The following is an 11,445-nucleotide window of genomic DNA, read 5'->3' on the forward strand; positions in this document are numbered from 1 at the left end:
CTCGAAAGCTACGGCGCGCGCGTTAGACTTCAATTTTTAAGACAAGACGACGGGGCGAGCGATGAGTGAATCGGAAGGAGCGGTGGTCAGCGAACTGAGCCGGCTAGCGGGCGCGCACGAGCCCGGTGCGCCGAATGCGCGCGACGCCGTGCGGGCGTTGCGGCCGTCGCAGATCCGCGAGGTCGCGAACGCGGGCTTCGGCGTCGCCGACGTGCTGCCGTTCTGGTTCGGCGAATCGGATCGCGTGACGCCGCAGTTCATCCGCGACGCCGCCAGCCGCGCACTCGCCGACGGCGCCACGTTCTACACCCACAATCTCGGCATCGCGCCGCTGCGCGAATCGCTCAGCCGCTACGTGAGCGCGCTGCACGGCGCGACGACGCCCGCGCACATCGCCGTGACGAGCGCCGGCGTGAACGCGCTGATGCTCGCGGCGCAGCTCGTCGTCGGCGCGGGCGATCGCGTCGTCGCCGTGACGCCGCTGTGGCCGAATCTCGTCGAGATTCCGAAAATTCTTGGTGCGAGCGTCGAGACCGTTTCGCTGACTTACGGCCCGCGCGGCTGGACGCTCGATCTCGACCGCCTGCTCGCGGCGCTCACGCCCGACACGCGCATGCTGATGATCAACTCGCCGAACAACCCGACCGGCTGGACGATGACGCGCGATCAGCAGCGCACCGTGCTTGCGCATTGCCGCCGTCGCGGCATCTGGATTGTCGCGGACGAAGTCTACGAGCGCCTTTACTACGGCGACGACGCGCGCGTCGCGCCTTCGTTTCTCGATCTCGCCGCGCGCGACGAACGCGTGATCGCGGTGAATTCGTTCTCGAAAGCGTGGCTGATGACCGGCTGGCGCCTCGGCTGGCTCGTCGCGCCGACGCAATTGATGGACGATCTCGGCAAGCTTGTGGAATACAACACGTCGTGCGCGCCTTCGTTCGTGCAGGAGGCGGGCGTCGTCGCGGTGGAAGAGGGCGAGCGTTTCGCGCAGTCACTCGTCGCCGATCTTCACGCGAGCCGCGATCATCTGGTGCGGGCGCTGCAGACGATCGAGGGCGTCGACGTGCGCACACCCGACGGCGCGATGTATCTGTTCTTTTCGCTCCCGGGCGCGCAAAGCAGTCTCGAACTGTGCAAATCGCTCGTGCGCGAAGCCGGTCTCGGACTCGCGCCGGGCAGCGCTTTCGGCGCGGAAGGCGAGGGCTTCGTGCGCTGGTGCTACGCCTGCGATCCCGCGCGGCTCGACGCGGGCGTCGATCGCCTGCGGCGGTTCCTGACGGCGCGCGCCGTCGTTTGAGTCATGCCGATCGACGCCGGCCGCGTATGACCGGCGTCGAGTGAGCCGGATGTCGATCAATCGATCACCTTTACGCCCCGGTTGTTTTTGCGTAATATGGCGCTCAGTCACGCGCTTTCGCCTAGGAAAGCGCCACCTCGTCCGGCTGGGATGGCCCGGCGTTCGCTCACCGATCGCCCTTTACCGCCTCTCCCCGGTGCGTGCTCCCAATCAATATGACCGATTACAATCGGGCGAGCGCGTCTTGAAACTCCGCGTCCAGCTTTATCATTCGCACCATTTTGGTAGCGTTCGGTTCTGCGCAAGCTCGAATTGAATTGAATCATTGACCATACAGGGTTGACCCAAGCTGCATGAATACCCAAGAGGCGAAGATCGTCCTCGAGACTGCTTTGATTTGCGCGCAGGAACCGTTGAGGCTGAATGAATTGCGCAAACTGTTCGCCGATGACATTTCGGCGGATACCGTTCGCACGTTGCTCGAAGCGCTCAAGGCCGACTGGTCGGGACGCGGCGTCGAGCTCGTGGCGCTTGCCTCCGGCTGGCGTTTTCAGAGCAAGCCTGCGATGCGGGCCTATCTCGACAGGCTGCATCCGGAAAAGCCGCCCAAGTATTCGCGGGCCGTACTCGAAACGCTGGCGATCATTGCCTATCGGCAGCCGGTGACGCGCGGCGACATCGAAGAGATTCGCGGCGTGACGGTGAACACGCAGATCGTGAAGCAGTTGGAGGACCGCGGCTGGATCGAGGTGATCGGTCATCGCGACGTGCCGGGCCGCCCGGCGCTGTACGCGACGACCAAGCAGTTCCTCGACGACCTCGGCCTGACCGCGCTTGACGAGTTGCCCGCGCTGGACAATCCGTCGGCTCAGTTCGAAGCCGCGTTGCTTGCGCAGCATTCGATCGAATTTCCCGACAGCGTCGCCGGCGACGCGCAGCCGGGGGACGTCGTGCCGGAAGCAACGCATCACGGGGAACACGATGCCGCCGCGCAGGTCTTCGCCGTTGAAGCGCTCGAATCGGCCGACACAGTGGAAACCGAAGCATCGGTCAGCGATGAGAGCGCGACCGAAGTATCGGCAGAGCAAGAACAGATAGAAGAACAGCAGGAAAGGCTCGGAACGGAACATGCCGATGCGCTCGACGAGCGCGCCGCATCGACGGCCGGGACTCACGCTCAACCTTTGAGCGCCGCGCACGATGCGCCCGCGCCGATACCGCGTGAAGACGAACAAGTCGCGAGTCCATCGAACGAAGCCGAACTGGACGACGACTCCGAAGAACCGACGGCGCGCCGCGCCTGACGCAAATTGCATAGCCCCTGATCTGGCAATCCGGCTCTCCATAAAGATCATTTCGAGATGACCAGCCGGACCCATCAGCGGATTTTTAGACGCGCCCGCGACGGGCGCGCGATTCGACATTTGAGGTTGTTTTGACACACTCCCACGACAGCGATTCGCCTGAATCTGCGCGCCCCGTGCACGGCGCGGACGCACCTGAGTCGGCCGATGCCGGCGAGAGCACCCGCACCGACCGCGCCGCCGACGAAGGCGGCGAGGGCGATGACCGTCCGCGTCGCGGACTGCGCCGCGGGCCGCGCAGCCTGATCGCACGGCGTCGCGCTGTCGCGAAGACCAAGGGCGCCGACGCTGCGCCGGGCGCACCCGGCGCCGTGAACGAGACGCCGCCCGATGGCGTCGTCGCCGCGCAAGTACGCACGCCGCGCAAGGACCCGGCCGCGAAGCCGCGCAAGAGCGAAGGGACGAACCCGCGCGCCCGCAAGAACCCGCGCGCGGAAGCACGTGAAGCTGGTGTCGAAGCAGCGGGTGAATCGGTCGGGCAGACCGCCGCGTCTGCGCCGCGTGAAGGCGGCCGGCGCAAGAGCCCGCCGCAGCAAAAGCGCGACAGGCGCAGCGATGCCGGGCCCGCGACGGTCGAGAGCGCGGCGGCCGCCGCCGTCGACGACGTGTTCGCCTACGTGACCTCGCCGGCCTTCGACGCCGACAATGGCTTGTCCGGCGTGCAGGCCCCTATGCTGCGACGCGGCCGCAACGCCCCGCAGCAAAAGCGCGTGCTGGAACCGGACGAAGACGCGCCGAAGCTGCACAAGGTGCTCGCCGACGCGGGCATGGGTTCGCGCCGCGACATGGAAGAGCTGATCATCGCCGGCCGCGTGTCGGTGAATGGCGAGCCGGCGCACATCGGCCAGCGCATCATGCCGACCGATCAGGTGCGCATCAATGGCAAACCCGTCAGGCGCAAGCTCGCGAGCAAGCCGCCGCGCATCCTGCTGTATCACAAACCGACGGGCGAGATCGTCAGCCATGCGGACCCGGAAGGCCGTCCGTCCGTGTTCGACAAATTGCCGTCGATGAAAACCGCCAAGTGGCTCGCGGTCGGGCGTCTGGACTTCAACACGGAAGGCTTGCTGCTGCTCACCACTTCGGGCGATCTGGCGAACCGCTTCATGCATCCGCGCTACAGCGTGGAGCGCGAATACGCCGTGCGCGTGGTCGGACAGCTATCCGAGGGGATGAAGCAAAAGCTGCTGAAAGGCGTCGAGCTCGACGACGGTCCCGCCAACTTCCTGCGCATCCAGGATGGCGGCGGCGAAGGCACGAATCACTGGTATCACGTCGCGCTGGCCGAAGGGCGCAATCGCGAAGTGCGACGCATGTTCGAGGCGGCTGGACTGATGGTGAGCCGCCTGATTCGCACGCGTCATGGTCCGATCGCGCTGCCGCGTGGGCTTAAGCGCGGCCGCTGGGAAGAACTCGAAGACAATCAGGTGCGCAGCCTGATGGAGTCGGTCGGGCTGAAAGTGCCGACGGCCGAGAAAGGCGGACGTAGCGCCGCGCCGCGCGTGCAACCCGATCCGATGCAGACCTCGATGGGCTTCATCACGCGCGAACCGGTGCTTAGCTCGCACTCGCGCATGGCGCAGCAGCAGACGCCCGCCCGCGGCGGCGGCCGGCGCGGCCAGCCGGGCAGCTTCGGTCTCGGCGGCATGGGCGGATTCGGCGGCAACACGGGTGGCGCAGGCAACGCGGGCGGCACGGGCGGCGCGGGCCGTCGCGGTGGACGCGAGCCGAACGGCAACCGCAGCATGGGCAACGAGCCGAACGGCAATCGCGCGAACGGCGCCCGGCCAGGTCCGCGCGGCGCTGGTTCGCAAGGCGGACCGCAGGGTGCGGGCGGCGCAGGCAAGCGTGCCGCCGGTGGCAACGCGCCGCGGGGCAATCGCCAGGGCGGCGGCGGCGGGCAGCAGGGTGCGGGGCAGAACAAGTCTGGCGGCGCTGGCCGTGGCACGCGCAATCGCACACGCGGCCGTTGAGCGCGGAAATCGTAAAGAAATGCCAAGACGTCGCTGGGAGGCGGGTGCGAAGGCTGACCCTACTTCCGGTGAAAAAAAAGCCCGCGCTTCGCCCTTCGTGATCGAAGAGACAAACCGGCGTGAAACCGGGCTCAACGGGGGCGAAAGTGCGCGTTACGTTTGCGTTTATCCTGAAAAATGGCTAAAATCACGAAGTCGCTGGGCACGTAGTTTTTCTTTTTGCCCTGAGTGCGACCTTGGTTGAAAAATGTGGGCGTTGCGCCCACTTTTTTTTGGCTTTTCGGTTCGGCATCTCGGGAGCAGGGGTGCGCGCCCGCATGAAGGCGCTCGCCCGCAGGTGTTTTGGCGTGGAGCGCGCGAACACCTTGGAGTTACTGTGCAACTGACGGAATTGATAGAAACCACGGTCACGGGCCTGGGCTACGAGCTTGTCGATCTCGAGCGTTCGGGAGGCGGCATGCTACGTATCTACATCGACCAGCCGGCTGGTATCGCCATCGAAGACTGCGAGAAAGTCACCCGTCAGCTCCAATACTTGTTTGAAGTCGAGAATATCGACTACGACCGGCTCGAAGTATCGTCGCCGGGGCTCGACCGCCCGCTCAAGAAGCTGGTGGATTTCGAGCGCTTCGCGGGGAGCGAAGTGGCCATTACATTGAAGAAGCCGCTGGACGGGCGCAAGGCGTTCCGTGGCATCCTGCACGCCCCTGACGGCGAAAAGATCGGATTGGAATTTGAAGGGAAGGACGGCGCCGCGATGCTCGATTTCACGCTCGCGGACCTCGATAAGGCACGTCTCGTCCCCAAGGTTGACTTTAGGAGCCGCAAACAATGAGTCGCGAAGTATTGATGCTGGCGGATGCGCTGGCACGCGAAAAGAACGTCAACAAGGACGTCGTGTACGCAGCGCTGGAAGCTGCGCTTGCTTCGGCAACGAAGAAGCTCTTCGAGGAAGACGTGGATATCCGTGTCGCCATCGACCGTGAGAGCGGCGAGCATGAAACGTTTCGCCGCTGGCGCGTGGTGCCGGACGAGGCCGGCCTGCAAGAGCCGGATCAGGAAATTCTGCTGTTCGAAGCGAAGGAGCAAAAGCCCGACGCAGAGGTGGACGAGTTCATCGAAGAGCCGATTCCGTCGATCGAATTCGGCCGTATCGGCGCGCAGGCGGCCAAGCAGGTGATCCTGCAGAAGGTGCGCGACGCCGAGCGCGAGCAAATTCTGAACGACTTCCTCGAACGCGGCGAAAAGATCATGACCGGCTCGGTGAAGCGCCTGGACAAGGGCAATTTCATCGTCGAATCGGGGCGTGTCGAAGCGCTGCTGCGCCGCGACCAGCTTATTCCGAAGGAAAACCTGCGCGTGGGCGACCGCGTGCGTGCGTATATCGCCAAGGTCGACCGAACGGCGCGCGGCCCGCAGATCGAACTCTCGCGCACGGTGCCCGAGTTCCTGATGAAGCTGTTCGAACTCGAAGTGCCGGAAATCGAGCAAGGCCTGCTGGAAATCAAGGCGGCTGCGCGCGATCCCGGCGTGCGTGCGAAAATCGGGGTGATCGCCTACGACAAGCGCATCGACCCGATCGGCACTTGCGTCGGCATCCGCGGTTCGCGTGTTCAGGCCGTGCGCAACGAGCTCGGTGGCGAGAACGTCGACATCGTGCTATGGTCGGAAGATCCCGCGCAGTTCGTGATCGGCGCCCTCGCGCCGGCAGCCGTCCAGTCGATCGTCGTCGATGAAGAAAAGCATTCGATGGACGTCGTCGTGGATGAGAGCGAGCTCGCCGTCGCCATCGGCCGCGCCGGCCAGAACGTGAGACTCGCAAGCGAACTCACCGGCTGGCAAATCAATATCATGACGCCGGACGAGTCCGCGTTGAAGCAGAACGAAGAGCGTGGCAAGTTGCGCGACCTGTTCATGGCGCGTCTGGATGTGGACGAGGAAGTCGCCGACATCCTGATCGACGAAGGCTTTACGAGCCTCGAAGAAATCGCCTACGTGCCGCTCAACGAAATGCTCGAAATCGAAGCGTTCGACGAAGACACGGTGCACGAGCTGCGCAATCGCTCGCGCGACGCGCTTCTCACGCTGGCGATCGCCAACGAAGAGAAAGTGGAAGGCGTCGCGCTCGATCTGAAGAGCCTCGACGGCATGGACAACGAGTTGCTGGCGAAGCTTGCCGAGCACCAGATTCAGACCCGCGACGACCTCGCGGAGCTGGCAGTTGATGAACTGGTCGAAATGACCGGGATGGAAGAGGATGCCGCTAAGGCGTTGATCATGAAAGCACGTGAACACTGGTTCCAGTGAGAAATGACCATGGCGCACTGATATTTGGCGGCCTGTTTGGCCGCGTGACCCCGATCTAACCGCAAGGATTGGTCCTTGCATCAAGAGGAATGAATGGCGAGTAACAACGTAGCCCAATTTGCCGCGGAACTCAAAATGCCTGCGGGCGTCCTGCTCGAGCAGTTGCAGGCGGCTGGCGTCCAGAAAGCGAGCGCGAACGACGACCTGTCCGAGACGGACAAGGCGCGTCTGCTCGATCATTTGCGCAAGTCGCACGGTTCCGCCGACGCCGACAAGCGCAAGATCACTTTGACCCGCCGGCATACGTCGGAAATCAAACAGTCCGACGCAACGGGTAAAGCTCGCACCATTCAGGTCGAGGTGCGCAAAAAGCGTGTTTTCATGAAGCGCGACGAAGCCGGTGTGGAGCAAGCCGAGGCCGCGCCGAATCACGTCGAAGAGCCGGAAGTCGACGAGGCCGAACTGCAGCGCCGCGAGGAAGAAGCGCGCCACGCCGCCGAGCAGCTCGAGCGCGAAGAGCGCGAGCTGAAGGAGCGTCAGGCGAAGCTCGAGCTTGAAGAAGCCGAGCGCCGCGGCCGCGAGGAAGCAGCGGAAGCCGAGCGTCGCAAACAGGAAGAAGAGGCGGCACGCCGTGCGGCGGCCGCGGCTCAGGCAGCGGAAATCTCGCGTGCGGCGCAGACCGCGCGTCAAGAGGTGCGCGTTCAGGCCACGGCGGAAGCCAAGCCGGAAGCGAAGCAAGACGCGAAGCAGAACGACGACGCGAAGCGCGAAGCTGCCGAAAAGGCAGCGGAAGAAAAGGCCGCGAGCGAACGTGCGGCGCAGCGTGAAGCCGCCAAGAAGGCGGAGGAAGATGCGCGCGCGGCTGCCGATAAGGCGCGTGTCGAGCAGGAAGCCATCGCGAAGCGTCGTGCGGCGGCGGAAGCCGAAGCTCGCGCGATCCGCGAAATGATGAACACCCCGCGCAAGGCGCAGGTGAAGGCGCCGGAACCCGCGCCCGCACCGAAGCCGGTAGAAGCGGCGAAGGCTGCCGAGGCGAAGGGTACGCTGCACAAGCCCGCGAGGCCGGAAGGCGCGCAGGCGGCACGTCCCGCGGCGGCGAAGAAGCCGGCTGCAGGCGCAGCGGCTCCCGCATCGACGGCTCCGGCAGGCGCTGGCGACAAGAAGAAGGCCGGTGGCAAGGGCGGCTGGCAGGACGACGCATCGAAGCGGCGCGGCATCAAGACGCGTGGCGATTCGAGCGGCGGTGTCGATCGCGGCTGGCGCGGCGGCCCGAAGGGTCGCGGCAAGCATCAGGACCAGACGTCGTTCCAGGCGCCGACCGAGCCGATCGTCCGCGAAGTGCACGTGCCGGAAACCATTTCGGTGGCGGACCTCGCGCACAAGATGTCGGTGAAGGCTTCGGAAGTCATCAAGGTGATGATGAAGCTCGGACAGATGGTCACGATCAACCAGGTGCTGGATCAGGAAACGGCGATGATCATCGTCGAGGAACTGGGCCATCGCGCGGTCGCGGCGAAGCTGGACGATCCGGAAGCGTTGCTGATCGAAGGCGAAACCACCGAGGAAACGGCAGAGAAGTTGCCGCGTCCGCCGGTCGTCACCGTCATGGGTCACGTCGACCACGGCAAGACCTCGCTGCTGGACTACATCCGTCGCGCTAAAGTGGCGGCGGGCGAAGCGGGCGGCATCACGCAGCATATCGGCGCTTACCACGTCGAAACGCCGCGTGGCGTCATTACCTTCCTCGATACGCCGGGTCACGAAGCCTTTACGGCCATGCGTGCACGCGGTGCGAAGGCAACCGACATCGTCATTCTGGTCGTTGCGGCCGATGACGGCGTGATGCCGCAGACGAAGGAAGCGATCGCCCACGCGAAGGCGGGCGGCGTGCCGATCGTCGTCGCGATCAACAAGATCGACAAGCCGGACGCCAACCCGGACCGCGTGAAGCAGGAACTCGTCGCGGAAGGCGTGGTGCCTGAAGAGTACGGCGGCGATTCGCCGTTCCTCGAAGTGTCGGCGAAGACCGGCAAGGGCATCGACGACCTGCTGGAAAACGTGTCGCTGCAAGCCGAAGTGATGGAACTGACCGCGCCGGTCGATGCGCCCGCCAAGGGCCTCGTGATCGAAGCCAAGCTGGACAAGGGCAAGGGCCCGGTCGCGACCATTCTGGTGCAATCGGGTACGTTGAACCGCGGCGACGTGGTTCTCGCGGGCAGCGCGTACGGTCGTGTTCGCGCCATGCTGGATGAAACCGGCAAGTCCGTGAAGACGGCGGGTCCGTCGATCCCGGTGGAAATCCAGGGTCTGTCGGAAGTGCCGGCGGCGGGCGAGGAAGTCATCGTGTTGCCGGACGAGCGCAAGGCGCGCGAAATCGCTTTGTTCCGTCAGGGCAAGTTCCGCGACGTCAAGCTGGCCAAGCAGCAAGCCGCGAAGCTGGAGAACATGCTCGAACAGATGGCCGAAGGCGAAGTGCAGAACCTGCCGCTCATCGTCAAGGCGGACGTGCAGGGCTCGCAGGAAGCGCTGGTCCAGTCGCTGCAGAAGCTGTCGACCAGCGAAGTGCGCGTGCAGATCGTACACAGCGCGGTCGGCGCGATCAGCGAATCGGACGTCAACCTTGCGGCGGCGTCGAAGGCGGTCATCATCGGCTTCAACACGCGTGCGGATGCGCAAGCCCGCAAGCTGGCCGAGTCGAACGGCGTCGATATCCGCTACTACAACATCATCTACGACGCTGTGGATGAGGTGAAGGCGGCGATGTCCGGCATGCTCTCGCCGGAGAAGCGCGAGACGGTGACGGGCATGGTCGAGGTGCGTCAGGTGATTCGCGTGCCGAAGATCGGTCTCATCGCCGGTTGTATGGTGACGGACGGCGTGGTGAAGCGTTCTTCGTCGGTGCGCGTGATCCGCAACAACGTCGTGATTCACACCGGCGAGCTCGATTCGCTCAAGCGCTTCAAGGACGACGTCAAGGAAGTGCGTCAGGGCTTCGAGTGCGGTATGTCTGTCAAGAACTTCAGCGACATCGTGGAAGGCGATCAGTTCGAAGTCTTCGAAGTGACGGAAGTGGCTCGCACGCTGTAATGCGCTAGCCGCCGAATGGAAGGGCGGGGTGGGCCTTGCGGCCCGCTCCGCCCTTTTTCTTTCAGGCGGCGCGAAAAGGAATACGGAAACGACATCATGGCTAAAAAACGGACATCCCCGAACCGCAACGTTCAGATTGCGGATCAGATCCAACGCGATCTCTCGGACCTCATGCGCGAGGTGAAAGACCCGCGCATCGGTCTCGTGACGATTCAGAGCGTAGAGCTCACGCCTGACTACGCGCACGCGAAGGTTTTCTTCACGACGCTGACGGGCGACCCCAAGCAGACCGAGCAAGGGCTCAATCATGCGGCGGGGCATTTGCACAATATGCTGTTCAAGCGCCTGCATATTCATACGGTGCCGACGCTGCATTTCCATTACGACCAGACGATCGAGAAGGCCGTCGAAATGTCGCGCCTGATCGATGAAGCCAATGCGTCGCGCGCGAAAGATGACGAAGAAGGTGCGTGAGTGAAGGCCGGTCCGAAAATTCCGCGCCGCACGCTCGATGGCGTGCTGCTGCTAGACAAGCCGCTCGGGCTGTCGAGCAACGATGCGCTCATCAAGGCGAAGCGGATTTATCTCGCGAAGAAGGCGGGCCACACGGGCACGCTCGATCCGCTCGCGACGGGCTTGCTGCCGCTGTGCTTCGGCGAGGCGACGAAGTTCTCGCAAGACCTGCTCGATGCCGATAAAACGTACGAAGCGACAATGCGCCTGGGCATCCGCACGACGACCGGCGACACCGAAGGCGAAGCAGTGGATACGCGCGACGTGACGTGCGACGAAACCGCGGTCGTCGAAGCCATGAAGCGGTTCCTGGGCGACATCGTGCAAATCCCGCCGATGTACTCCGCGCTCAAGCGCGACGGCAAGCCGCTCTACGAATACGCGCGCGCGGGTCAGACGGTCGAGCGCGAGGGCAGACAGGTGACGATTCACGCGTTGCAGTTGATCGCGTGCGCGCTGCCGCTCGTGACGTTTCGCGTGACCTGCAGCAAGGGCACCTATGTGCGCACGCTGGCAGAAGACATCGGCGAGGCGCTCGGTTGCGGCGCGCATCTGACGGCGTTGCGGCGCACGGGTGTCGGCACGCTGACGCTCGAACACGCGGTCACGCTCGATCGGCTCGCGAGCTTGAGCGAAGCGGAGCGCGACGAGCGGCTTCAGCCCGTCGATGCGCTCCTGTCCACGTTTCCCGCGGTCCAGTTGAACGACGAAGCGACCCAACGCTTCCTGCACGGCCAGCGTCTGAAGCTCGCCGACGTCGTGAAAACCGGTCTCGAAGAAGGTCGCGTGCGTGTCTACGCGCAGGAAGGCGGCCGCTTGCTCGGGGTGGCGCGCGCGGGCGAGGGCGTGCTGGCGCCGGAACGACTTATCGTCGCGGCGCAATGAAAAGAGCCCGGTTGATCAG

General features: G+C 64.4%; 8 protein-coding genes. All 8 read left to right on the forward strand.

What is annotated here, in order from left to right:
• The first annotated feature begins 61 nt into the window (after positions 1-61).
• The 8 genes from AWB82_RS35245 to truB all read left to right on the forward strand — a co-directional run bounded on the left by AWB82_RS35245 (position 62) and on the right by truB (position 11,426).
• Positions 62-1,297, forward strand: a complete 1,236-nt coding sequence (locus AWB82_RS35245; RefSeq protein ID WP_086973888.1) for a pyridoxal phosphate-dependent aminotransferase — start codon at positions 62-64, stop codon at positions 1,295-1,297.
• Positions 1,298-1,650: 353 nt separating this feature from the next.
• Positions 1,651-2,601 carry an SMC-Scp complex subunit ScpB gene (scpB, locus tag AWB82_RS35250; RefSeq protein WP_086973889.1) on the forward strand — a complete coding sequence of 317 codons (951 nt, stop codon included), beginning with the start codon at positions 1,651-1,653 and terminating at the stop codon, positions 2,599-2,601.
• A gap of 131 nt (positions 2,602-2,732) precedes the next feature.
• Positions 2,733-4,634: a 23S rRNA pseudouridine(2605) synthase RluB gene (gene rluB / locus AWB82_RS35255; RefSeq protein WP_200818278.1), complete on the forward strand. Its 1,902-nt coding sequence runs from the start codon at positions 2,733-2,735 to the stop codon at positions 4,632-4,634.
• Positions 4,635-5,010: 376 nt separating this feature from the next.
• On the forward strand, positions 5,011-5,469 hold the full coding sequence (gene rimP / locus AWB82_RS35260; protein ID WP_086973891.1) for a ribosome maturation factor RimP: 459 nt from the start codon (positions 5,011-5,013) through the stop codon (positions 5,467-5,469).
• On the forward strand, positions 5,466-6,941 hold the full coding sequence (gene nusA, locus AWB82_RS35265) for a transcription termination factor NusA (RefSeq protein WP_086973892.1): 1,476 nt from the start codon (positions 5,466-5,468) through the stop codon (positions 6,939-6,941). Before rimP ends, nusA begins: the two co-directional genes overlap by 4 nt.
• Positions 6,942-7,034: 93 nt before the next feature.
• Positions 7,035-10,028 carry a translation initiation factor IF-2 gene (infB, locus tag AWB82_RS35270; RefSeq protein ID WP_086973893.1) on the forward strand — a complete coding sequence of 998 codons (2,994 nt, stop codon included), beginning with the start codon at positions 7,035-7,037 and terminating at the stop codon, positions 10,026-10,028.
• A 96-nt stretch (positions 10,029-10,124) separates the two neighbouring features.
• Positions 10,125-10,502, forward strand: coding sequence for a 30S ribosome-binding factor RbfA (gene rbfA, locus AWB82_RS35275; protein WP_086973894.1), 378 nt, complete (start codon positions 10,125-10,127; stop codon positions 10,500-10,502).
• Positions 10,503-11,426 carry a tRNA pseudouridine(55) synthase TruB gene (gene truB, locus AWB82_RS35280; RefSeq protein WP_086973895.1) on the forward strand — a complete coding sequence of 308 codons (924 nt, stop codon included), beginning with the start codon at positions 10,503-10,505 and terminating at the stop codon, positions 11,424-11,426.
• Positions 11,427-11,445: the final 19 nt, after the last annotated feature.

It is taken from the genome of Caballeronia glebae (genome assembly GCF_001545035.1).
Classification (GTDB): domain Bacteria; phylum Pseudomonadota; class Gammaproteobacteria; order Burkholderiales; family Burkholderiaceae; genus Caballeronia; species Caballeronia glebae.